Genomic DNA, 22996 nt, shown 5'->3' with positions numbered 1-22996 from the left:
CAAAGGAGCCTCACCATCAGAAATTTCATAATGAATTCTGTCGACGGGTAGGCGACTTGATCACCGGCTGTGCACCTCCACGATCGGCACTCTGGCGGAGCACACCACCCGCTTCGCCATGCTGCTGCACCTGCCCGGACGCCATCACTTCCACCGTCACCGCGATTCCGCAGGAACTGCGCAGATCTCTCATCTGGGGCCAGGAAAGCGAGATAGCCCAGCCACCCAGCTAAGCATCAACACCGGACTACAGGTTTGCTTCTGCGATCCGCAATGCCCGGGGCAACTCTGCACCAACGAGAACACCAACGGTCCGTTGCGGCAGAACTTCCCCGAGGGCACCGACCCGAACAGGTGCGCCGCGACCTCGACGCTGACCTCAACACCCGCCCCCGGAAGACACTCGGGTCGAAGACCGCTGCCGAGGTCCTCAACGAGCAACCACTCTCGATCCACTGAGGCAGAGTTGCGATGCACGAGCGTAAGGGCCCGAACTCACAGGACGCCAGGACGTACCCCAGCAACAACAGGACGAGGTCCACGTCCGCGCGGGCGGAGTTCTCCCAGGCCATCCGGCGGCGGGAGAAGGCTTCTCGAATCACCGAGATCCATAGCGATCCCGCTGGCAGGGGGCATCGCCAGGTCGGTGGCCCACCGCCGGTTGGGTCCGCGTAGAGTGAAGCCTCGCTGGACCAATTCCAGGGTAAGGACGACTTTCGGCTCTTGGCGGGGAAGCCGTAGACCTCGCCGGACTCCTATGGATCTGCGTGATACGTCCGGCCAGCTCGACATCGCGTCGAAGGCGTTCGCACGGCTCCCGTTCACCACGGCACCAGCTGTAGCAGGTGGGCATAGGGATGTGCAGGTTCCCGGAGTACAGGCTCCGCCTTCAAGTGAGGGTGGTCGTGAAAAACGCGGCCACCGAGCCGGACCGAACCGCAAAAAAAGGACAGAACCACACAAAGAGTGCCATCCTCCCGCTCGAGTGCCGCCACTACGCAGCGCGGCAGGTTCCTCACATTCAGAGGTGGCCAGTCAGCATTCGGGCTCGCTGCGGACAGCTTCCGCTTTGCGGATTTAGCCGCACAGGACCTCAGGACGCACGCCCACTTCAGAGGCCAGCCGCTTAATCAAGACCTCCGGCCTGTGATGCAATATCCACACCGCACGCTCACGCAATTCCATGAGCACCATTGAAGTTGTCCCGGCCTGACGGACACGGACGGGTTTGTGAGCTATGCGGCGGCGTAGGGGACCTTACCTGTTGCTTCTGCGGCGTGTCGGCGTTCGAAGTCGGCCGGGCTGAGCTGGCCGTTCGCCGAGTGTCGGCGTCTTGGGTTGCAGAAGCCCTCGATGTAGGCGAACACGGCCTGCTCGGCCTGTTGGCGGGTGGGGAAGACAGTGCGGCTCGATGAGTTCTGTTTCCAGTGATGCGAAGAAGCTCTCGGTCACGGCGTTGTCATAGCAAGATCCAGTACGCCCGGTGGAGGGCCGGATGCCGACCTCCTCGCAGCGCTGACTGAACGTCAGGCTCGTGTACTGCGCCCCCTTGTCGCTGTGGTGCACCAGTCCGGGGCGCGGGCGGCGGGCAGCGACCGCCATGGTGAGGGCGTCGGTGACCAGTTCGGTTCGCATGTGGTCGGCCATGGCCCAGCCGACGATCCTGCGGGAGAAGAAGTCCATGATCTGAAGTCCCGGCCGATCAGGTCGGGGGCTGGCTGGGCCCGCCGGTCCTGGCGGTCAGCGATGCCCGGCCGGTGCGGCGGTGCACGCCGGCCGGCCCGGCCTGGCGCATAAGGCGGGCGACACGTTTGCGGCCCACACACAGGCCGTCGAGTTCACGCGGGTCAGCGAGGATGCGCGGGGCGCCGTAGGTCCCGTGCGACCGCTCGTGGTGCCCCCGGATCTTCTCCGCGAGCTCGGCATCCTCCCTGCGACGGCGGGACGGGCCGCGGTCCTTCCAGGCGTAGTAGCCCTGCCGCGACACACCCAGCAGCCGGGCCATGAGGGAGACGTCGTGGTGTGGCCCTGTTCTCGTCGATCGGCCGGTAGCAGATCACCGGCTGGTCTCCCGGACGAAGAAAACCGTGGCTTTACGGAGGATCTCCTTCTCCTCACGCAACTGCTTCACCTCACGGCGCAGTTGAGGCGAGTTCCTCCTTCTCGTCGCTGGTCAGCCCCGGGCGTTCCCCGGCGTCCACGCAGTCCTGGTTGGCCCAGGTGCGGATGGTCTGGGCGGACGGCTCGAATTCCTTCGCCAGCTCCTCCGGCGAACGGCCGGTCCTGACCAGCTCGACTATCTGGCGACGGAACTCCGGCGGGTAGGCCGGACGCGTCCTTGGCACGATGAACTCCTCCTTGCGGGACCCAGTGTCCCAAAGCGGAAGGTTGTCCATCACACCGGGGCAACTTCACATCCGAACCGCTGCCACATCCCGCCGCACCTCAGGGGAAACCTGAATCCAACCCGCAGACGCCGCCCAGGAGGCAGCCACGGCCGGATACCTGCCCACTGAGGTTGAACTCGTGATGTCGTTGGGGCTGACGGCTCGTCGCCCGTGGGGTATCACCGGGGCATGCGGTATCCGCAAGGGGGCGGGCTGACCGCCGAGCGGCTGAAGTTCCGCGAAGAGTTACGGCTCGAGGCGGCCGAGAGGTTCGCCCGGGGCGAGGCGAGCTCGTTGATCGCCGACCTGCGCGTCAGCGTCCGCTCGGTGCAGCGATGGCGGCAGATGTGGGACGAGAGCGGTCCGCGGGCTCTGCGGTCGCAGGGGCCGGCGTCGCTGCCGAGGCTGAGCCAGAAGTAGTTCGCGCAGCTGGAGGCGGAGCTGGCCAAGGGGCCAGCCGCGCACGGCCGGGAAGACCAGCGCTGGACCCTGATCCGTGTGAAGACGGTGATCGGCCGGCGTTTTCACCTGACCTACACGGTCCAGGGCGTGCGCAAGCTCCTGGTGCGAGGCGGCTGGTCCTGCCAGGTCCCGGCCCGACGCGCCATCGAGCGGGACGACGAGGCCGTGGCCGGTTGGGTCAAGGAGGTGTGGCCCTGCGCGGAAGACTCGCGGCGGCCCGCGGAGCCTGGCTCGTCTTCGAGTTGCGCCGTGAGGCGCTGTGATTCGTGTGGAGGTGAGAGACCTTCACCGCCGACCTGTCGTAGCAGGGAGGTGGAGCTGAGGGCAGCCTGATCCGGGTGATGCCGGGGAGGGCGGGAGCGGCCCTGACAAAGCCGGGACGTACCAGTACTGCCAGATGGTGCGGGTCCGGCGAGCGGGATGGAGAGGAGTACGCGAGGAACCGGCGTCTTTACGTCTCTTAACGACTACACCGGCTCGAAACCTGGTGGATCTGGGCCGGAAGCGGTGTGCACTCGCTGCCCGGGGGTGGTGGGGAACTCCTTGACCGGTATTTCGAAGCCGTTCGGGAGGCCACGAGGAAGGTCTACGGCGTACTCGTGGCGATGCCGCAGGGACACAGTCGGGCTCCTACTCCAACGAACGAATCGCAGTGAACACGGGAACCGCCCGTTCTCAACTCCCCTGCAGAGCAAGGCCAGTGCCCGGCTGGGGATAGGCGCATCGACCGCTGAACGGTCCGGGTGGGGCGGAGCCGCCGTAGTACTCCGAGCCGGGGAAAGCCCGAGCACATGGGGAAGGGCGGCAGCGGTATCGAGAGGCGAAGGAGACTGCAATGCCGAAAGACGCACCGCTGAACAGCGGCGCTCTGCTGGAGTCGGACCCGGTGGGTCCACGCCAGCGGGTATCGGAGATGCAGGCCAAGCTTCACCGTTGGACGGCGGCCGACCCCGGCCGCCGGTTCGATGATCTGTTCAACCTCGTGCACGACCCGGCGACGCTGATCGTGGCGTTTGACCGGGTCGCCGGCAACCGGGGAGCCCGTACTCCCGGCGTGGACGGCCTTACGGTCGCCGATGTTGAGGAGCGATTCGGGGTCCCCGGGTTCCTGGACGACCTACGGGCCCAGCTCAGGCAGGGCGCGTTCCGGCCGCTACCGGTGTGGGAGCGCAAGATTCCCAAACCGGGTGGTTCGGGGAAGGTTCGGCGGCTGGGGATTCCCGTGATCGCCGACCGGGTCGTCCAGGCCGCGCTGAAGCTGGTGCTGGAACCGATTTTCGAGGCCGACTTCAAGCCGGTCTCCTACGGCTTCCGGCCCAAACGGCGAGCCCAGGACGCGATTGCCGAGATCCACTTCTATGGCACCCACGGCTACCGATGGGTGCTGGACGCGGACGTCGCGGCGTGCTTCGACGAGATCGACCACGTCGCACTGATGGACCGCGTTCGGATGAGGGTCAAGGACAAACGAGTACTGGCACTGGTGAAGGCATTCCTGAAGTCCGGCCTCCTCACGGAGCTCGGAGAACATCAGGAGACGTTCACCGGTACGCCACAAGGGGGCATCATCTCCCCGCTCCTGGCGAACATCGCCCTGTCGGCGCTCGATGAGCACCTGCACCGGCCATGGGAACCAGACGGGGAACTGTCCACCAGCAGTCGGCGTGAACGTCGGGTTGCCAAGGGCCTGCCCTCGTGGCGGCTGGTCCGCTACGCGGACGACTTCGTCGTCCTGGTCAAAGGGACCAGGCAGGACACCGAGGCACTGCGCGAGGAGATCGCCCAGGTCCTCGCCCCGATCGGGTTGCGGCTCTCGGAAGCCAAGACCCAACTGGTGCACCTGAGCGAGGGGTTCGACTTCCTGGGGTTCCACATCCAGTGGCGCCGCAAACGCGGAACGGACAAGTGGTACGTCTACACCTTCATCGCCGACCGGCCAATCCGGTCGGTGAAGGCGAAGATCCGTACCCTCACCCACAGAACGTCGCAGCAGGACCTGGCCGTGGTCCTGGTGAACCTCAACCAGGTCACACACGGATGGGCCAACTACTTCAGGCATGCCGTCGCGAAGCGCACCTTCAGCAACCTGGACAACCTCGTCTGGTGGCGAGTCATCCGGCTGCTGCAAGAGCGGCATCACTGGAACTGGACGGACGTCCGCAGACGGCTCACCACCCCCACCGGGCGGTGGCGGCCGATCAGCGCGGGCGAGATCGAGTTGCGGAAGATCAGCGCGATCCCGGTCACCCGGTATCGCTACCGCGGCAACACGATCCCCACCCCCTGGACCCCTGCAACAACCTGACGGCAGAGACCGTGGAGAGCCCGTTGCCTAGTAATAGGCACGGCGGGTTCGGCGAGAGGTCCGGGGAAACGGACCGGGAGCAATCCCGGCACCGCGCCCCGGGCCCACTCAGCGACGAAGCCGGATTCTCCATGACACCGCCGCAGGCCAAGACCTGGTCACAGCGCGGCCGCACCCCGGTGGTGCGAGTCCGCGGCCGGTCCCGCAGACGAATATCGATCGCCGCGCCGACCTGCTACAAACCGGGCCACCGGACCCCAAGGCCGCGAAGTTAAGGGGTGGGGCTGGTTCGTCAACGCTGGCCGGGGTCGAGGGGGGGCGAGTGTGTAGAAGCCTCGGCTTACTCGCCTGAGGAGCCCTTCGGTTGTCCACAGGCCCAGCAGGGCGGCGAGGCTCTTGACGTTGGCGTATCCGAGTGCCTTCGCGATCTCGCGGAGTTGCCAGACTCGGTCTGGAGCGGCGCGCATGAGCTGGAGGGTCTGGTTGCGGGGTCCGTCGCCGGTGCGGCCGGGGCCGCGAGTGACGCGCCGCTGGTCGTGCTGGGGCGTCGGGATGATGGGCGGGGTGCGCGTGGCATCGTGGATACCGATGGTGAGCGAGACGATGCCCTGGCTGGTTGGAGGGCGTTGGTCGTTGTGGCTGGCGGTGGCGTAGCGGGACGTGGGTGATTTGACTTTGCGCTGGCTGGTGCGAGGGCGCCGTTTCGGCAGAAGCCCGGCCAGGACGGCTCGCGTAATGCTTCCCAGTGCTGTGGCGGAATCGTGGGTGTGAGCGATGACGGTCCGGCTGCGAGCGGTCTCCAGCGCGATGGTGAAGCTGGCCCGATCGGGGTCGGTTCCCGGGACGGATTCCACCGCTTCCACCATCGCCACTCGCAGGGCCTGGTAGAGGGTGAGCTGGGCCAGAGTTCCTGCTCCAGGCCGACGGGGTCTGCCGAGCGGAGTACATGTCCCTCAAGCAGAGTGTGGCGCAGGGCGTAGTAGGCGAACTCGATTTCCCATCGCTCGTGATAGGGGCGGATGAGGGTTTCGGCGGGGTCGCTCTGGTGGTCCAGCAGGCTGGTGGCCAGCCGGTAGTGGTCTCTCAGTCGGGTGCCGTCGCTGGTGGTCACCGTGATGTCAGCGTCGATGACGCGGACGCGGAGGGCGCCGAAACGGGTCAGGTAGGAGCCGTCGGACAGGACCGCCAGGACAGCGGGACGACGACGTGGGTTGAGACGGATGAGGAACATAGCATCGGTTTTGGACACAGCGTCCAGGAAGTCGTTGGCGTCGAAAGCCCGATCGGCCAGCACCAGCATCCGCGGCGAGAGCAGAGGCATCAGCTGGCCGGCATAGAACATCTCGCCATTGCGCGTAGGACCGAAAACCGCTCCAAGGAGGCCCCGCGTGCCGGTCTCGCACAGGACCATCAGCCGCACGAGCGGATAGCCGGCCCAGCCCCACCCGCTGCTCGGACGGCCCAGCCAGCTGCGGTTTCGTTCCCGGTCTGGGACTTTGATGGAGCTGCACCCGTCGAAGGCGACCGTGCGCCAGCGGCGATAGCACACCCCAGGAGTCCGGGGCTGTGCCAGCGGACCTGCCAGGACTTCGAACAGAGCTTTCATCGGAGCCGGCCCGAGCCGCCTGCGCAGATCACGAAGAGCCTTCTCACCCGGTCGGTGTACCTCCCGGCCGGGCAGCCCAGCAGTCAGCTTGTCCCAGACACGCAGGTATCCGAGCGACGGGAACAGTCCCAGGGCCAGGACGAAATACACCCCGACCCGTGATGGCAGGCACCGCAGCCGCTGCTGAACGGTCCGGGTCTCAGCCAGCACGGCATCGACAAGCTCCACGGGAAGGTAGCTGGTCAATTCACCCAAGTGGCCTGGCAGGTAGCGACACTTGGCGTCGTCGCTGACAGCCTCGGGCGGCGGGATGGCACACTGGTCACACAACGGGGCCTCGCACAGCTGGAAGATCTTGGCAGATCCCCCAGCTCTATCCGAGGTCCCGTTCTCTCGGCAGCACAATCCGCCCACATTCACCCTTGACGGCGCCTGCCACCCCTTAACTTCGCTGCCTTGCACCGGACCCGGCTGATCTACCGGCCGCGCAGGGACGACGGCCGACGCGACGGCCGCAAAAGCTTCTCCTGGCGCGACTACCCCGGACCTGCTGATCGCCGCCCACCAGCAACTCGGCGGCCCCATCGTCCTCATCTGGGACAACCTGAAGTGCGCCACGAGGCGCTACGGAATCGAGTGGAGGTGAAAGGACTCCACCGCCGGGCGGTCGCAGCCGCTCGGTGAAGCTGGGGGCAGTCGCCACGTGGGAACGCAGGCGGCGGCGGGAAGCAGCCCCGACAAAGTACGGGACGGGTCGGCACTGTCAGACGGCCCGGGTCCGGCAAGCAGCGAGGAGAAGGTGTACGAGAGGAACCGCCGTCTGACGCCCTGTAAGTGTCCCGCTCGGCTCAAACCTGACGGATACGGGCCGGGTTGCAGCGCGTGAACTGTCACTCGTCTGGGTGGAGTTCAACTCCGAAGCCGGTTATTAGGTCCGGTGGGGAGGCCATGCCGAAAGCCTGCGGCGTAGGCATGGCGAGGCTGTCGGGGTAGAGGAGGGCACCTCCCTCCTTGATCGATTCTGCAGTGAACGTGGGAACCGCCTGCGGTCGCCCTTCCCGCCGGACAGCCAGTTCGGAGGCGGGCAGGTCCGTTGCCAACTGATGGCCGTTGGGCGGGGCGGAGGTCTCGTAGTAGTCCGAGCGCGCGAGAGGCGCGTACATGGCGAAGGAGACCAGCAAGTCAGCGGTGGACGTACTGGAAGGTCAGGAGGCTGTCGCCTGTGAATACCGACGAACTTGACTCCGTTCTGTTCGGAGCGGAGCGCAGGGTACTGAAGATCCAGACCAAGCTGCACTGTTGGGCCCGTGATGACCCTCATCGCAGGTTCGATGATCTGTTCAACCTCGTTGCCGATCCCGCGTTCCTTCTGGTCGCGTGGGATCGGGTGCGGGGCAACAAGGGAGCGCGCACGGCTGGAGTGGACGGGCGCACGGCCCGTTCCATCGAGGCCGGGCAGGGCGTCGTGGACTTCCTCGACGGGCTGCGGTCGCAGGTCAAGGACCGCAGCTTCTGCCCGCTGCCGGTACGGGAACGGGTGATCCCGAAGGTGGGCGGCAAATTGCGCCGACTGGGGATCGCCACCATCGCCGACCGAGTGGTGCAGGCTTCCTTGAAGCTAGTGCTGGAGCCGATCTTCGAAGCGGATTTCTACCCGTGCTCCTACGGGTTCCGCCCGAATCGTCGTGCTCACGACGCCGTGGCTGAGGTGCGCTACTTCGCGTCCCGCTCCTACGAGTGGGTCGTCGAGGGAGACATCACGGCGTGCTTCGACGAAATCTCTCATCCGGCCCTGATGGACCGGGTGCGGGAACGAATCGGAGACAAGCGCGTCCTGGCACTGGTGAAGGCGTTCCTCAAAGCAGGCATCCTCGGCGAGGACCGCATGCTGCGAGAGAACCGCGCCGGAACCCCGCAGGGTTCGATCCTTTCACCGCTGCTGAGCAACGTGGCTCTGACGGTCCTGGACGAGCACATCGCCCAAGGCCCCGGCGGACCCGCCTCAAGCCAGACGGAGAGAGCCAAGCGCCGTCGTCACCGCCTGCCCAACTACCGGCTCGTCCGCTACGCGGACGACTGGTGCTTGATGGTGTCGGGCACGAACGACGATGCCGAAGCTCTCCGGGAAGAGATCGCAGAAGTCCTGTCCGGGATGGGCCTGCGCCTGTCACCGGAGAAGACTCTGATCACCCATATCGACAAGGGCCTCGACTTTCTCGGCTGGCGCATCCAGCGTCACCGAAAACGAGGCAGCACCCGGCACTACATCTACACCTATCCGTCCGGCAAGGCTGTCAAGGCCATAACCGGCAAGGTCAGGACGATGTGCCGGACAACGGACACGAGCCGGCCGCTCGATGCCCTGCTGCGTCAGCTCAACCCGGCGCTCAAGGGCTGGTGCGTCTACTTCCGGCCCGGCGTGTCCAGCGCGACCTTCGCCTACCTGAGCTACTACACGTGGCGCCAGGTCGGGAGCTGGTTGCGCCGCAAACACCGCCGGTCCACCTGGAAGGACCCCCACCGCCGCTACTGCGACGTCGGATGGTGGCCGGCCTCGGAGGAAAGGCCGCTGTTCAACCCCGCGAAGGCAACCACCACGCGCTACCGCTACCGGGGAACAGTCATCCCGACTCCATGGCTCGGCCTGGAATGAGGACAACACACGTGTTCTGAACAGGACTTGTGGAGCACCCGGTGCTCGGAAACGGGCACGCCGGGTGCGGGAAGCGGTCTGGGGAAACGGGCCGGTCGACAAGACCGGAACCGCGCCCCGGATCGACTTCACCGTCCACAAGGCCGCCGGCCTCCGGGAGTTCGCCGCCTGCCGGGACTGGCTGACCATCTACTACCTGCCGCCCTACGCACCCGACCTCAACCCCGTCGAAGGATCTGGTCCCTCCTGCGGCGAGGCCGGCTCTCCAACGTCGCCTTCAGCACCCCCGAACACCTCGTCCAGCGCATCCGACACGGCCTACGCCACATCCAGTACCGCAGCGACCTCATAGACGGCTGCCTCACCGAAACCGGCCCGACCATCAGACCCACCTGAGCAACCCAGCGACATCACGAGTTCAACCTCAATAACCACGGATCTCCACCTCCCTACCATGCTGCACTCTTCAAGCCAGAAGAGGAGCCCCTCGCCTGACCGCGAGAGCGACACACACAAGAGACCAAATTTGGCCTTTCTTCGACCTTCCGATACCCGGAATCCTCCAATTCATTGACACTACACACTCACGCTCATACGATCACGGAAGACGAAAAACGCCACACAGGAGGATCACGTGAAAAATCGCATCACAAAACTCACACTGGGCGCAATCTCTTCAATTTTCATTGTTGCAGTAACAACCAGTCCGGCACACGCAGCAGTTCAAACTGCCGCGTGCGTAACAACCGGTGCCAGCGGATCCCTCACAACCCCGTCATGGACTTCAGGCGACAAGAGAGTAAATCTCACCTTGGCCCTCGCCGACTCACTGGCCGACGGCCATCATGTCAGAATCAGAGTCGTGGGAAAGACTATCGGCGGAAGCCCTCTTAGCTTCCCATGGAGGTCTGTCACCGAGGGGAGTGGCACAGTCAAGAACTGGACTACTTATGCTGAATACAGCAGCGGTTTCACCAACGTCGGCGTGCAAGTTGCCCGGTTCGAGGGTGACACACTGTTGAACTCATGCACCGACTGGCTGATGGATACATAGAAGGCCTCGCTCAAATATTCCAGCACTCTCGAGTCCTCATCAGTTCACTGATGGGGACTTTATTCTTAAACGTCAGGTTTTGAAATCCGGGGCAAACTGGTAGCCAACTGTCGCATCGGGTAAGCACCGGTTTTCTAGTTTCGGAGCGGGCAGTGCGGGGCGTTCCCAGTCTCGGAGCCGGCGGACGACGACTTGCGACTGGCCGCAGCCTGGGCTATCGAGCACCCACCGCCAGCCGTCGCACCATGAACACCCGCTGACCACGCAGAGTATTGGCGCGTCGACCCACCCACACCGGTCATGTACCGCACCAGTGTCCACCCCTTGCTGCAACGACTACTCCTGAGGTACTGAACCGCCCCAGGTTCGATAGAGATCTCAGTTTGTGGTTGTGACCTGGCGTTTCGTGGGTGCCAGGCAGTAGTCGGTCTCGCGCTCGACGGGCGGGATGTGCCCTCTCTCACCGTGGAGTCGGCGGTGGCAGTACCAGTCGCCCCACTCCGCGGTGGCGACCTCGGACAGCGTCCGTCAGGGTCTCTACAGTTTGATCAACTCCGTTTTGTACAACCCGATCGTCGATTCCATCAAGCGTTGTCGTACGCGTCTCCGACTGATCCAATGCTTGCCGCGATGCTGACAACGTCCAGACGCTCGGCAAGCTTGAAACTCGTCTACTGAGAAACGGCGTCGGAGGGATGTATCAACTCACCTTTCTCGTAGGGGATTTCTGGTCGAGGAGATTCGGGCCCGGTCGACCTGGCCGCCCGGGATCGTGGTGATGACCCGTTTGCCGCAGATAGCGCCGGTGCTGCCGAGTTCGCGCATCAGTCGTTCGACGGGCTACCTGACGGCCCTGCCGGTTCAGCTCCCGCCAGATCTTTCTAGCCCCGTATACACGGTAGGTGGTGGCGAACACCTCACGGATGACGGGCATGAGGTCTGCATCGTGCAGGGTGCGGGGCGAGGGCTCGGCCAGACGTGTCTTGTGGGCGTAGTAGGTGGAGGGGGCAATCTTGCAGTCGTGCTCGGTGAGCGTCCTGCAGATCGGCTCGACACCGCCGAAGCCGTCCCGGTGCTCGTCGATAAACGCTACGAGCGTGTGAGTGGTCGATCGAGTTCGGCCGTGAAGCAACTCGCCGCGGCCTTCAGGATGTCGTTCGCCGCTTGAGTTCGGTGTTCTCCTTTCTTGCGTGCTACCGGGGCGAGCGGTGCGCGCACGTAGTCCCGCATGCGGCGGCGTAGTTCAGCACTGGCGAAACGGCGCCAGATGGTGGCGAAGAGGTCGTTGAGGTTACGGTCCCGGGTGTGTGCCTGTTCGGTGGTCACGATCGGGAGCTTCCCCGCGCCGCTACCACTACCACCGTCGTGGGCACTCCTTCGAGGGTCGTGCGGGCAGAAGTCGCCCGTGACGGCCAACTGCCCGCTACACTCCCACCGCTCAATATTTCCCCAGGTCAAACCACGAAGTACTGCTGGATTACTAGACCTTCTGACTCTTCGCCAGTTCCTTCGACGCCTTGATGCGCTTGGGGTCCCCGAAGTTCTGAGTCCCGGCGCCCTTGCCCGGAGTGATCTGCCATTCTCTGAGCGTCGCTGCGACCTGCTTGAGTTGCTGCGACTCCGGCGGCACGTCGATGAAGAACATGGATTCCATGGTCGGCCTCATGTCACCGCCCCACTTCACCACGCCTCCGAGTTCCGCAAGGATGTCCCGGATCGCCGTGACCTGGTACGGGAAGAAGTTCCCCGTGACTCCCAGCGGGTAGACCTCCGGATACAACGCGAGTGCGGTTCCTGACAGGTGGTTGGACTCGAAGTCTGCCCTGACCTCGCGATCGGCGCGGTATCCGACGATCTCGCCGAGCTCGCTCTCCAGCCGGGCGACGTCGTAGTGGAAACGCTGTGCCAGGTAGGCCAGGACCGTTGCGGTGTCTCCTTCGCGCAGGACGACGGTCAGGCCGGTTCCCTGAATGTCGCAGGTGCCGGTAAACGAAGAGCGGGCGTTCGAAATGCTCCAGCCATTCGCCGAAACCGATCTGCGCCACGTGGTGTCCGCGGCAACGGCGGTGGCGGGAGCCAGCAGTGCACCTCCGCAGGAGACCAGTGCGGCACCGGCAGCGACGCCGGTGAGCTGCTTGAGTGTAGCGCGACGCGAGAATTCGATGGTCATGAGGTCCCTTCGGGAATGTGTCGTGCCCGCCGGTACAGGAACGCGGCGGCACAGGTCAGGACGATGGCAAGACCAGCCGGCACGCAGACGAACACGTTGATCGACATGGAAACGTGCTCCACCGTCGAGCCGTCGGAATAGATGCAGGCGTTGCGAAGGGGCCAGTAATTCTGATTCAGGCTCGCCAACGGGGCACCGGACGCGTTCCTGTCCTCGCACAGCTCTGGGAACGGACCCCCGAGTGTGACGGAGAACCAGCCGTAGCAGTACACGGCCGCGGCCGAGAAACCGAAGACCAGGGCGAGAATCCCACAGAGCTTGGACAGCGAACGGGGCGGGTTCCTCAGCATGAGAACGATCAGCAGGATGCACGCCGGCACAGCCGCCACACTAATGAGCAGGAGCAGGCCCATAAAAGGCATCGGCATTGCGTTTTCTCTTCCTGATCCGGTTTCGCGGACACACAGAGCCGCGTGATTCTTCCTGTCTCCCGCGTCAAGCGTTTCCCCATGACTGGGCAAGTTACCCGACTTACCGCTTTCGATGGGCACAGGATTCTGCCTCTGCTGTCACCCTGGCTGCGATGAAGAATGAGCGCACTCTAGCGAGAGTTCACTTCCGTGAGAATCTGGACAACGGGTACAGCCCGCTGGTCGAAACACCTGCTTCAGCGGGCCGCTTCCTGGCCGATGAGACGCTGCAGAACTTCGGCGAATCCCCGGTAGAACTCGTCCATCACGGAGTCGGGCTCGTTCCAGGGCTCCTTGAGGAGCGGACAGTTCCTCTGGATCAACAGCGCACGCGTACTTGACAGCAGAGTGTCGTCGATCTGGTCCTCGAGAAACGCCTTCGCCGTCTTCGTGACGCCGTCAGTGGTGGTGCCGAACCTGGCCGCCTTGAAATCACTGAAACGCGTTGCGTGACCCCCACCGAGCAGAATTTTCCTGAGTTCGGTGACGATGTTCGTGCTGCCGGCCTTCAGCTTGGTCGCGACCGTGAACCCATCGATGTCCTCGATCAGGTCGCTGAGCGAGAACGTAGACGCGACGTCGGGCCTGGCCAGTGTCTTGCGGCAGAAGTCCAGCGGGGATGCGTTGTCCGAACGGCTCCATTCGCCGTAGAACGTGAGCAGGTCCCCACCCCAACTGGCGAGCTCGGCACGATTCGCCTTGCCGACTCCGGCATTCCCCTTGAGGAAATAGCCTGCGGCACTGGCGATCAGGTGGTCTGGGCTGATGGTGACACCCATCGACGGGTCGAGGTACGACTGCTCCCTCGCGCGGCCGAGTCCTCGGTCGCGCGCGAATTGGATGAACGCGTTGTCCACATCGCCGAACAGTGATCCCCACCGGGAGTCGGTGTACTTGTCCCAGCGCATGAACTGCAGGCACAGTTCGTTCGCGTTACCCTTTCCGTACGCGACTGCAGCGTCGTACACCTTCTGGACGTACGCGATGAACTCATCGACCGATGAACTTCCCGGCTGGTTGACCGAGTTTTGACCGAAGTCCGAGCCGGTGCGGTGGGTCACCCGATCCAGCGCGAAGGTGTCCGAACCTGCAGAGAAGTTGAACTCCTTGATCTGGTTGAACGTCCAGTTCTGCGGGAGGGGGAATCCGAGGTTGCCGGAGAATCCGTAGGACATACCCGAGACGTACGCGTACGGCACATAGGCGCCTCCGGACACGCTTGCGCACACGTTCCGCGAACCATACACGCCGGCGATGTACTTGCTGCCGTTACTCTTCAGGGCGTCGTTCACGCCGGTGAAGTAGTCAACGATCTTGTCCATCTCCGCTTGCGTGGCGTCGTAGTCGACCGCGAAGTAGATCACTGTGCTCCGGTTGAATCCGTAGCCTTCAGCCCGTTCGTGCGCCTTACGCCCGTGCGAGAAGCCGTTGGGGTAGGAGAAGTCCGCGAGCTTCCGCGCGTCGTACTGCCACAGCGGGATGACGTTCAAGCCGGCGGAGAATATCGCGTCCAGCTCGCCGGGCTGTATCTCCTTGTTCAGGGTGCTCCCGGCCGGCTCGTCGAGGTAGCGGCCTACGGCGCGGTAGCCAGCAGCGTAAAGCGCCTTCGCCCGAGAGGAGGTGATGGTGAAGCGGGTGTCGCAACAGTTGGCTGCCCTGTCGGGGTTCCCATAGGAAACCAGCAACTGCGCCCAAGTATCGAAGTCGGCCTTACCCGTCACGCTGATCTCAGAGAAGCTCTGGAACTTCTTCACCCAACTCGCGAGCTTCGGTCCGAATTCGTAGCTGAAGCTGGCGATGTCGCCACTCGTGTTCGACGGACCGTTCGCCACACAGGCAGCGGAGAACAGCTGCACCCATTTTCCGGAGTCGCCTTCGGAGAGCGTATGAGCCCGCAGACTTGCTTCCGTGGCGGGGCCGAAGACGCCATTGGCCGAGTCTTCCGGAATTCCCGACTCGTACTGGATACCCTTCATCAGGGCCTGCTGCACGTCGCGGGAGAAGAACCCATCGCACGGGCCGATGAAGAAGGTCGACTTCTTCCAGTAGAGGGAATTGAGCCACTGTTGCATGAGGCGGATCTGCTCCAGTCCGCCGGACAGGAAGATGTAGGCATCCATGGTGAGCAAGGCCTTGAAGACCTTGGCCGGCAGAGTATTGTCGATCTCTGGTTCCCAGATTCCAATGTCGTACATCATCGTTTTGAATCCGGACAAAGTAGAGTTCGACATTTCCCCATCGATGGCCCCAGCATTGTAACCCTTGCAAAAAAGACCACACTGGATGATCTTAACTATGTTCTTGTTCGACTCACCGACCTTGATGGGCCCCCTGGCCGCCAACATCGACAACGTGGTGGGACCGAAGGCATTGGAGAGCGCCGTGATCCCGAGTTCGTGCTGCAACGCCCGGGTCAGGGAGTACATGGTGTTCCATCCGGTCTTCCCATCCTCCGTCACGGGGTTGTAGCCGACGACACTCTTGTACGTCGCATTGACCCATTTCTGGGCCTGAAGAACCATTTCGTCAGCCATGTCGGCAATCCACTCCTTCGATTCTTCGATACGTGCGGGGAAACGGCGGGCTCGGATCGACCACGGCGAACGGCTGGGCAGCCTTCACGGCAGCACGCCGGACCAGATGATGCGAGCAGCACAAAGACGCTCCCGGCATGCGCAACCGAGACCAGGCCGTCCGGGCTGCTGCTCCCGAAGGCCTAGCCGCGCAGCAGAATCCCCACGAGAGTGATGGACTATTCCTTTCCGGCACGCCGAATCCCTTCGACACTCATCCGGACCATCCACACAACCCTCTGTGCATCGACGTGCACTCCGAGTACGCCTGCCGGATCCTAGCGTGAGCCGACCGACAGGTCTATACCTGACGACCCCATGGAGGTCGAACAGATGTCCGATTATGGAATCGTCTGCACGCTTGATCTCGATACAGAAGGACACCTGATGAGAAGCGGGGCCCAGGCCGCCAACCGGCAGAGGAAGGGCCGCCGGGGCGACTGGCCCGTTACCCACCACGCCGATCTCTACAAGGGCACGCGGCCGATCTGAACGTCACCCCCCGAGACGCTGCGCACGTGGGTACGTGATGCGGAGGGTCGCACGTCGCCTGGCCGCGGGCCGGAGGTGGAGGACGTCCAGGCGGAGCTCGCCCGGCTGCAGGCAGAGACCGCCCGACTGCTGAAGGCTGAGAAGAAATGGCACCTCGGTAGATCCCGCGCCGCGCAGCTGCCTATTTCGCGAAGGAGATGAAGTGAAGACCCGCCGCGGAGACTTCATCTCCGAGCACGCCAAGACCTTCGGCGTGCAGCGGATATGCCGGGTCCTCCAGTTCTCTCCATCCGGCTACTACCGGTGGACCGCCGGCACGCTGGCCCGCGCCGAGCGGCAAGCAGCCGACGAAGCCTTGATCGCGGAGATCCGCGAGATCCACACCGAGCACAAGGAACCTACGGGGTCCGCTGCGTCCACACCGAGCTCCGCGACTTTGGGCAGGCCGTCAGCCGCAAGCGCGTCGAGCGCGCCAGCATGGGATCGAGGGCCGGTATCTGCGGCGACGCAAGCGCACCACGCTCTCGGACCGGCTCGCGCTGCCTGCCCCGGACCTCGTCCGCTGCGATTTCACTGCCGGACGGCTGGACGAGTGGTGCGGCGACATCACATACGTCAGGTCGGCGGCAGCTGGCTGTTTCTAGCCGGCGTGCTGGACATCTGGTCACGCCGGGTGATCGGCTGGTCGATGGCCTCGTACATGCGCGCTGAACTGGCCATCGGCGCTCTGACGATGGCGGTGGCGACCCGTGGCGGCCATGTGAACGGGGTGATTTTCCACACGGACAGGGGTACCCAGCACACCTCCGCCGCGTTCGCGCAGGTCTGCGACGGCTTCGGGATCCGCAGGAGCATGGGCCGCATCGGCTCGAGCTACGACAATGCCCTCGCGGAGAGATTCTGGCAGGGACTCAAGAGGGAGGCGATGCACCAGAGCCTGTTCTCGACGCTGCGCCAGGCGGGGCTGGAGATCTTCCTATAGCTGACGTACTACAACGCCCGCAGCCGCCACAGCGCCCTCAACTGCCTCTCACCTGCCGCGTTCGAACGGCAGCACCAAGAAGAACGTAGAGTCACACTCGCGGCATCAACCCCTGTGTCCACACTCCGGTGGTCACGTCAACGCGGTGGATCCAGGTTCAGAGCACGTCGATGGATCGAGGCTGAGACCAGCTTGCCCTCCCCTGCTCCGACCACCCATCGGCAAGTTACAGCCGGACTATCTCAGCAATGAGCTGATCACACCAGTTCGAGTCCGGCGTTCCGCCAACTCGAATGGTTTCCGCACCCGCCTGAGTCTCCACCACACAGAAGGTAATCAACGATCACGATCTCGAGCCATAAGCGTCCGCTCAGCCATCTGATACACAGGACGGCGTACACCGCACACACAAGCGGACACCGCAGCCGATCGGAGCCAGCCCCATGGGTGAGCAGACCACCGTGCAGTTCCCGCAGGACGTCCTCAACGAATTCGCCGCGCACTCCATCGATCTGCGCGCCATCATCTCCGGCGGGCACCTCGGAACCCGGATGGGGGTGCGGATCGTCGAGGCGTCCGCGGAGCGCGTCGTCGCCACCATGCCCGTCGAGGGCAACACCCAGCCATACGGCCTGCTGCACGGCGGCGCGTCCGCCGTACTCGCCGAGACCCTCGGCTCGATCGGCTCGATGCTGCACGGGGGCCCCACCAAGATGGCCGTCGGGGTGGACCTCAACTGCACCCACCACCGCGGCGTGCGCAGCGGCATGGTCACCGGCGTCGCCACCCCCGTCCACCGCGGCCGTACCACCGCGACATACGAGATCGTCATCACCGACGAGCACGACAAGCGGGTCTGCACCGCCCGGCTGACCTGCCTGCTGCGCACCACGCCCGCGGCCCCCACCAGCACCGCGCCGTAGGACCTGCCCCTCCGATGTCCCACCCGCGGGGAGAGGCGGACGGGGCCACCGTCGCCGCCCACTCGTCCAGCAGGACTCCACGGACCCCTTGGACGGGCCGGGAGCACCGCTTACCGTGCCCCCATGGTCTCGGGCAGATGGCGCGGATCCGGTACGGGCGGGCGAATCGCTCCCGTACAGATCCTGACCGCCCCCATACGAATCCCGCCGGTCCCAACACGCGCGCGGGCCGCTCCCCGGCCCCGCCGATCGCCCTTGTCACGCTCACCGAGGCCTTGGCTCCGACCGTCCGCGCCGGGGGCTGCAAAGGCTGCGGCAGCGCCGCGACATCGGCGTCCTCCGCCCGCACCACCCCCGCGCTGTATCGCGCCACCCCCGCCGAACCGTACGCCGCCCTCTGTGCGTGGCGCGCGGCGGCGCCACCGGGAGTCCGGACAACGGGCACCGACCACCCCGACCGCTCCCGGAGGACCTCTCCGAGCCTCCGCGCGCCCCCTCCATCCATCACCCTGTGTAACAATCAGGTGAACTGAGATCCCTTCGCTGCCCGCGCGGAACACCTCGCTGCCCGTTTCGCTCCCCGCCGCTGCCCGATCGGCCGTCAGCACCAAAAACCGCTCAAGTCCCTTAGCGGAACTGCAGGTTCTCACGATGTGGTCGAAATTCGGAAAACGTGGAACGTCACGGTTCGCCCGGATTGTGCCCACCAAGTGTTGGCCTCGGCATAACAAGACAGTCACATCCTTAGCTCACCGCTCCCCACCTCGCTCACCTGCGCTTAGAGTCACGCCCAGTCACCGCGCCGCCGGTGTGAGCATCAGCTCATATGTACGCACGAGTACAGTCCGGCGAACGCAACCGGCACCTCAGCAGAGGAGGCCGCGCCAGGGGAGAGGACTCAACCGTGCGACACCGTTCATTGATCATGCTCACCACCGCGATAACAACGGGTGCGCTCACCCTCACCGCCTGTGGCTCCCGCGACGACAGCGGAAGCAACAGCAGCGGTAGCGACAAGATCACCGTCGTCATCGGTGTCGACGCGCCGCTCACCGGATCACTCTCCGCGCTCGGCCAGGGCATCAAGAACTCCGTCGACCTCGCCGCGAAGACCGCGAACAAGAACAACGAGGTCCCCGGCGTCGAGTTCAAGATCGAAGCCCTCGACGACCAGGCCGTCCCCGCCTCCGGTCAGTCCAACGCCGCCAAGCTCGTCGGCAACAAGGACGTCCTCGGTGTCGTCGGCCCCCTGAACTCCGGTGTCGCCCAGTCGATGCAGGGCGTCTTCAACACCGCCAAGCTCGTCCAGGTCTCCCCCGCCAACACCAACCCCGCCCTCTCCCAGGGCGACAACTGGGCCAAGGGCGACCTGAAGCGCCCCTTCGCCTCCTACTTCCGCACCGCCGCCACGGACGTCGTCCAGGGCAAGTTCGCCGCGCAGTACTACTACAACGACGCCAAGAAGCGGAAGGTCTTCGTCGTCGACGACAAGCAGACCTACGGCGCCGGCCTCGCCGCGATCTTCTCCGAGGAGTTCAAGCGCCTCGGCGGCAAGGTCGTCGGCACCGACCACGTCACCGTCAAGGAGACCGACTTCTCCTCCACCGCCGACAAGGTCAAGTCCACCGGCGCCGACTCCGTCTACTTCGGCGGCCAGTACCCCGAGGGCGGCCTGCTCTCCGACCAGATCAAGAAGACCGGCGCCCAGGTCCCGACCATGGGCGGCGACGGCATCTACGACCCGAACTTCATCTCCGCCTCCGGCGAGTCCAACGACGGCGACTTCGCCACCTCCATCGGCTACCCCGTGGAGAAGCTGGACACCGCCAAGCAGTTCATCACCGACTACAAGGCGGGCGGCTACAAGGACCCGTACGCCGCCTACGGCGGCTACTCCTACGACGCCGGCTGGGCCATCATCCAGGCCGTCAAGGCCGTCGTCGCCGACAACGACGGCAAGCTCCCGGACGACGCCCGCGAGAAGGTCCTCGAAGCCACCGGCAAGGTCGCCTTCGACGGTGTGACCGGCAAGGTCGCCTTCGACGAGTACGGCGACACCACCAACAAGCAGCTCACCGTCTACAAGGTCGAAGGCGGTGTCTGGAAGGACGTCAAGAGCGCCACGTTCGAGGACTGACCCGGACCGCAACGCCCCCACACACCGACCGAACCGCGCGAGGGCGCAACAGCGCCCTCGCGCGGTGTCATATCCGACACCATCGGAGGCCCTGCGGTGAACGAACTGCCGCAACAGCTCGCCAACGGCCTTGCCCTCGGTGCCCTCTACGGCTTGATCGCCATCGGGTACACCATGGTCTACGGCATCGTGCAGCTCATCAACTTCGCCCACGGCGAGATCTTCATGATCGGGGGCTTCGGCGCCCTCACCATCTACACCTGGCTCCCCAACGGAACCTCCCTGGTGGTGGCGATTCCCCTCATGATCATCGGCGGCGCCCTCGCCTCGGTGGCCGTCGCCACCGCGGCCGAACGATTCGCCTACCGCCCCCTGCGAGGCGCCCCACGGCTGGCACCGCTCATCACCGCGATCGGCCTCTCCATCGCCCTCCAGCAGCTCGTCTGGGCGTTCTACCCCGACGCCAAGAAGGCCGTCAGCTTCCCTGAGTTCAAGGGCGAGTCCTTCCACATCACGGACAGCCTCTACATCCAGCGCGCCGACGCCTTCCTCTTCGTCCTCGCACCCCTGTGCATGATCGCCCTCGGCCTCTTCGTCTCCAAGAGCCGCAGCGGACGCGCCATGCAGGCCACCTCCCAGGACCGCGACACCGCGAAGCTCATGGGCATCAACACCGACCGCATCATCGTCATGGCCTTCGCGATCGGCGCCGCCTTCGCCGCCGTCGCCGCCGTCGCCTACGGACTCGACAAGGGCCAGATCAACTTCGAGATGGGCTTCATCCTCGGACTCAAGGCGTTCACCGCCGCGGTCCTCGGCGGCATCGGCAACATCTACGGAGCCATGGTCGGCGGCGTCGTCCTCGGCCTCGCCGAAGCCATGTCCATCGCGTACATCGAAGAAATCCCCGGGATGCAGCAGCTCGGCGGCGGCGCATGGGCCAACGTCTGGGCCTTCGTCCTCCTTATCGTCGTACTCCTCGTCAGGCCACAGGGTCTGCTCGGTGAGCGCGTCGCGGATCGGGCGTGACCCTCATGACTGACAACACGACTGACACCACCAAGGCCACCCCCGCCACGGCACCGGCCGACGCCAAGCGCGCCACCCAGCTGCGCGTACTCGCCCTCGTCGGCGGCATCGCCACCGTGGCCAGCACCTTCCTCTCCTGGACCTACACCACCGAGTTCCCCGGCGACCTCACCGTCTACGGCTACCCCGGCGGCCTCCAGCTCCTCACCCTCACCGCCGGCCTGCTCATCGCGCTCTTCGCGCTCTCGGCACTCGGCATCAAGGGCCTCACCTGGCTCACCCCCACCGGCGCCACCAAAGCACTCCAGATGCTCGCCCTCGGCGCCTTCGCCACCACCTGGTTCACGGTCATCGCCATCGCCGTCGAACTCGGCGGACTCGTCAACCTCGACCCCGGCGGCTTCGTCGCCGCCGTCGTCACCGTCATCCCCGTCGCCGCCGCCTTCCTGCTGCCCGACGACACCCGCCAGGCCAAGCGGCCCAAGGAACTCCCCTCCTGGGCGGAGATCCTGATCATCGTCGCCGTCTTCGCCGTCGGCCTCTTCGTCTTCACCTACGGCATCGACACCGAGTACGCCGAACTCTTCACCGGCTACCTGCTCACCGTCGGATTCACCGCCACCGCCCTCTTCAGGGCCGGCCTCATCGCGCGGATCAACGGCCTCACCGCCAAATACCGCCTGATCGCCGTCTCGGCCGCGTTCGTCGCCGCCGCCGCCTTCCCCTTCACCCAGAGCACCGACCAGTTCACCCTCATCGCGGTCAACATCCTCATCTTCGCGACCGTCGCCCTCGGACTGAACATCGTCGTCGGCCTCGCCGGACTCCTCGACCTCGGATACGTGGCCTTCCTCGGCGTCGGCGCCTACACCGCCGCCCTCGTCTCCGGAACCACCGCCTCCGTCTTCGACGTCCACTTCCCCTTCTGGGCCGCCGTCCTCACCGGCGCCGTCGTCTCCCTGATCTTCGGCGTCGTCATCGGCGCCCCGACCCTACGGCTGCGCGGCGACTACCTCGCCATCGTCACCCTCGGCTTCGGAGAGATCTTCCGCATCGCCGTCGGCAACCTCGACGGCGTCTCCGGCCCCCGCGTCACCAACGGCCCCAACGGCGTACCGAACATCCCCGACCTCAACTTCTTCGGGTACAACTTCGGCGAGTCCCACACCATCCTCGGCTTCGAACTCGGCGCCTACGCCAACTACTACCTGCTGATGCTGCTCGCCATGATCCTCGTGGTGATCGTCTTCAGCCGCGCCGGCGACTCCCGCATCGGACGCGCCTGGGTCGCCATCCGCGAGGACGAGACCGCCGCCACCGCCATGGGCATCAACGGCTTCCGCGTCAAGCTCATCGCCTTCGCCCTCGGCGCCACCCTGGCCGGCCTCGCCGGCACCGTACAGGCACACGTCCAGCACACCGTCGTCCCCGAGATGTACGTGTTCGCCGGCCCCGTGCCGCCCAACTCCGCGTTCCTCCTCGCGGCCGTCATCCTCGGCGGCATGGGCACCATCACCGGACCGCTCATCGGCGCCGCCCTGCTCTACCTGATCCCCGCGAAGCTCCAGTTCCTCCAGGACTACCAGCTCCTCGGCTTCGGTATCGCCCTCATCCTGCTGATGCGCTTCCGCCCCGAAGGACTCATCGCCAACCGGCGCGCCCAACTCGAATTCCACGAAACGGACCAGCTCGACGTACCGGACGGCACCACCGGCAAGGACGCCGGCGTCGCCAAGGCGGGGGCGTGAACGAC

At 65.0% G+C, this 22996-nt stretch carries 16 protein-coding genes and 7 pseudogenes; 12 read left to right on the top strand and 11 right to left on the bottom strand.

Annotation, left to right across the window (positions count from 1 at the left end; translation table 11 throughout):
• Window positions 1-50 precede the first annotated feature (50 nt).
• A pseudogene (locus AB0P17_RS07650) lies at window positions 51-459 on the top strand (IS30 family transposase); the annotation flags it as partial.
• Between the two features lie 776 nt (window positions 460-1235).
• Here the strand turns inward: AB0P17_RS07650 and AB0P17_RS07645 are convergent.
• The 4 genes and pseudogenes from AB0P17_RS07645 to AB0P17_RS07630 form a co-directional block, all read right to left on the bottom strand.
• Window positions 1236-1418, bottom strand: a pseudogene (locus AB0P17_RS07645) (IS3 family transposase); the annotation flags it as partial.
• 106 nt (window positions 1419-1524) lie between these two features.
• A pseudogene (locus AB0P17_RS07640) lies at window positions 1525-1635 on the bottom strand (hypothetical protein); the annotation flags it as partial.
• Between the two features lie 67 nt (window positions 1636-1702).
• Window positions 1703-2005, bottom strand: a complete 303-nt coding sequence (locus AB0P17_RS07635; RefSeq protein WP_365808538.1) for an IS3 family transposase — start codon at window positions 2003-2005, stop codon at window positions 1703-1705.
• A 127-nt stretch (window positions 2006-2132) separates the two neighbouring features.
• Window positions 2133-2345 carry a transposase gene (locus AB0P17_RS07630; RefSeq protein WP_365808536.1) on the bottom strand — a complete coding sequence of 71 codons (213 nt, stop codon included), beginning with the start codon at window positions 2343-2345 and terminating at the stop codon, window positions 2133-2135.
• 231 nt (window positions 2346-2576) lie between these two features.
• Between AB0P17_RS07630 and AB0P17_RS07625 the strand changes: the two are divergent.
• The 3 genes and pseudogenes from AB0P17_RS07625 to AB0P17_RS07615 form a co-directional block, all read left to right on the top strand.
• Window positions 2577-3182: pseudogene (locus tag AB0P17_RS07625) on the top strand (winged helix-turn-helix domain-containing protein).
• A 502-nt stretch (window positions 3183-3684) separates the two neighbouring features.
• A complete protein-coding gene (gene ltrA / locus AB0P17_RS07620) occupies window positions 3685-5154 on the top strand; it encodes a group II intron reverse transcriptase/maturase (RefSeq protein WP_365808535.1) in 1470 nt (489 codons plus the stop codon).
• Between the two features lie 131 nt (window positions 5155-5285).
• Window positions 5286-5411 (top strand): annotated as a pseudogene (locus AB0P17_RS07615) (IS630 family transposase); the annotation flags it as partial.
• 83 nt (window positions 5412-5494) lie between these two features.
• On the opposite strand, the gene AB0P17_RS07610 reads toward AB0P17_RS07615, so the two are convergent.
• Window positions 5495-6970 carry a transposase domain-containing protein gene (locus AB0P17_RS07610; RefSeq protein WP_365808819.1) on the bottom strand — a complete coding sequence of 492 codons (1476 nt, stop codon included), beginning with the start codon at window positions 6968-6970 and terminating at the stop codon, window positions 5495-5497.
• Window positions 6971-7982: 1012 nt separating this feature from the next.
• On the opposite strand from AB0P17_RS07610, the gene ltrA (AB0P17_RS07605) reads away from it, so the two are divergent.
• Both ltrA (AB0P17_RS07605) and AB0P17_RS07600 read left to right on the top strand, forming a co-directional pair.
• Complete coding sequence (gene ltrA / locus AB0P17_RS07605; RefSeq protein ID WP_365808533.1) at window positions 7983-9413, top strand: group II intron reverse transcriptase/maturase; 1431 nt, start codon at window positions 7983-7985, stop codon at window positions 9411-9413.
• Between the two features lie 133 nt (window positions 9414-9546).
• A pseudogene (locus AB0P17_RS07600) lies at window positions 9547-9809 on the top strand (transposase); the annotation flags it as partial.
• 1120 nt (window positions 9810-10929) lie between these two features.
• On the opposite strand, the pseudogene AB0P17_RS07595 reads toward AB0P17_RS07600, so the two are convergent.
• The 6 genes and pseudogenes from AB0P17_RS07595 to AB0P17_RS07570 form a co-directional block, all read right to left on the bottom strand.
• Window positions 10930-11099 (bottom strand): annotated as a pseudogene (locus AB0P17_RS07595) (integrase core domain-containing protein); the annotation flags it as partial.
• A gap of 68 nt (window positions 11100-11167) precedes the next feature.
• Window positions 11168-11401 (bottom strand): IS3 family transposase, encoded by a 234-nt coding sequence (locus AB0P17_RS07590; RefSeq protein WP_365808817.1) that lies wholly within the window; start codon window positions 11399-11401, stop codon window positions 11168-11170.
• A gap of 155 nt (window positions 11402-11556) precedes the next feature.
• Window positions 11557-11793, bottom strand: a complete 237-nt coding sequence (locus tag AB0P17_RS07585) for a hypothetical protein (protein ID WP_365808532.1) — start codon at window positions 11791-11793, stop codon at window positions 11557-11559.
• Window positions 11794-11947: 154 nt separating this feature from the next.
• Complete coding sequence (locus tag AB0P17_RS07580; RefSeq protein WP_365808530.1) at window positions 11948-12637, bottom strand: hypothetical protein; 690 nt, start codon at window positions 12635-12637, stop codon at window positions 11948-11950.
• Entirely contained in the window at window positions 12634-13065 is a 432-nt protein-coding gene (locus AB0P17_RS07575; RefSeq protein WP_365808528.1) for a hypothetical protein, read from the bottom strand. Before AB0P17_RS07575 ends, AB0P17_RS07580 begins: the two co-directional genes overlap by 4 nt.
• A gap of 239 nt (window positions 13066-13304) precedes the next feature.
• Window positions 13305-15641 carry a glycoside hydrolase domain-containing protein gene (locus AB0P17_RS07570; protein ID WP_365808526.1) on the bottom strand — a complete coding sequence of 779 codons (2337 nt, stop codon included), beginning with the start codon at window positions 15639-15641 and terminating at the stop codon, window positions 13305-13307.
• A gap of 357 nt (window positions 15642-15998) precedes the next feature.
• Here AB0P17_RS07570 and AB0P17_RS07565 point away from each other — a divergent pair, with 357 nt between their 5' ends.
• From AB0P17_RS07565 to AB0P17_RS07540, 6 genes are all read left to right on the top strand, one after another.
• Entirely contained in the window at window positions 15999-16172 is a 174-nt protein-coding gene (locus AB0P17_RS07565; protein WP_365808524.1) for a hypothetical protein, read from the top strand.
• A 202-nt stretch (window positions 16173-16374) separates the two neighbouring features.
• A complete protein-coding gene (locus tag AB0P17_RS07560; protein WP_365808522.1) occupies window positions 16375-17154 on the top strand; it encodes a DDE-type integrase/transposase/recombinase in 780 nt (259 codons plus the stop codon).
• A 443-nt stretch (window positions 17155-17597) separates the two neighbouring features.
• Window positions 17598-18077 (top strand): hotdog fold thioesterase, encoded by a 480-nt coding sequence (locus AB0P17_RS07555; protein WP_365808521.1) that lies wholly within the window; start codon window positions 17598-17600, stop codon window positions 18075-18077.
• Between the two features lie 904 nt (window positions 18078-18981).
• Window positions 18982-20214 carry a branched-chain amino acid ABC transporter substrate-binding protein gene (locus tag AB0P17_RS07550; RefSeq protein ID WP_365808519.1) on the top strand — a complete coding sequence of 411 codons (1233 nt, stop codon included), beginning with the start codon at window positions 18982-18984 and terminating at the stop codon, window positions 20212-20214.
• Between the two features lie 96 nt (window positions 20215-20310).
• A complete protein-coding gene (locus AB0P17_RS07545) occupies window positions 20311-21243 on the top strand; it encodes a branched-chain amino acid ABC transporter permease (protein WP_365808518.1) in 933 nt (310 codons plus the stop codon).
• Between the two features lie 5 nt (window positions 21244-21248).
• Window positions 21249-22991 carry a branched-chain amino acid ABC transporter permease gene (locus tag AB0P17_RS07540; RefSeq protein ID WP_365808517.1) on the top strand — a complete coding sequence of 581 codons (1743 nt, stop codon included), beginning with the start codon at window positions 21249-21251 and terminating at the stop codon, window positions 22989-22991.
• Window positions 22992-22996: the final 5 nt, after the last annotated feature.

It is taken from the genome of Streptomyces sp. NPDC088124 (genome assembly GCF_040685895.1).
In the GTDB taxonomy this organism is placed as follows: domain Bacteria; phylum Actinomycetota; class Actinomycetes; order Streptomycetales; family Streptomycetaceae; genus Streptomyces.
Note: the sequence above shows the minus strand (reverse complement) of the source record. Positions and strands in the feature narration are given on the sequence as shown.

Excerpts from the sequence above, each read along its gene's own strand:
- AB0P17_RS07635 (WP_365808538.1), bottom strand. The coding sequence starts at position 2,005 with ATGGCCCGGCTGCTGGGTGTGTCGCGGCAGGGCTACTACGCCTGGAAG.
- ltrA (WP_365808535.1), top strand. The coding sequence starts at position 3,685 with ATGCCGAAAGACGCACCGCTGAACAGCGGCGCTCTGCTGGAGTCGGAC.
- AB0P17_RS07590 (WP_365808817.1), bottom strand. The coding sequence starts at position 11,401 with ATGCCCGTCATCCGTGAGGTGTTCGCCACCACCTACCGTGTATACGGG.
- AB0P17_RS07580 (WP_365808530.1), bottom strand. The coding sequence starts at position 12,637 with ATGACCATCGAATTCTCGCGTCGCGCTACACTCAAGCAGCTCACCGGC.
- AB0P17_RS07575 (WP_365808528.1), bottom strand. The coding sequence starts at position 13,065 with ATGCCGATGCCTTTTATGGGCCTGCTCCTGCTCATTAGTGTGGCGGCT.
- AB0P17_RS07570 (WP_365808526.1), bottom strand. The coding sequence starts at position 15,641 with ATGGCTGACGAAATGGTTCTTCAGGCCCAGAAATGGGTCAATGCGACG.
- AB0P17_RS07565 (WP_365808524.1), top strand. The coding sequence starts at position 15,999 with ATGGAGGTCGAACAGATGTCCGATTATGGAATCGTCTGCACGCTTGAT.
- AB0P17_RS07555 (WP_365808521.1), top strand. The coding sequence starts at position 17,598 with ATGGGTGAGCAGACCACCGTGCAGTTCCCGCAGGACGTCCTCAACGAA.
- AB0P17_RS07540 (WP_365808517.1), top strand. The coding sequence starts at position 21,249 with ATGACTGACAACACGACTGACACCACCAAGGCCACCCCCGCCACGGCA.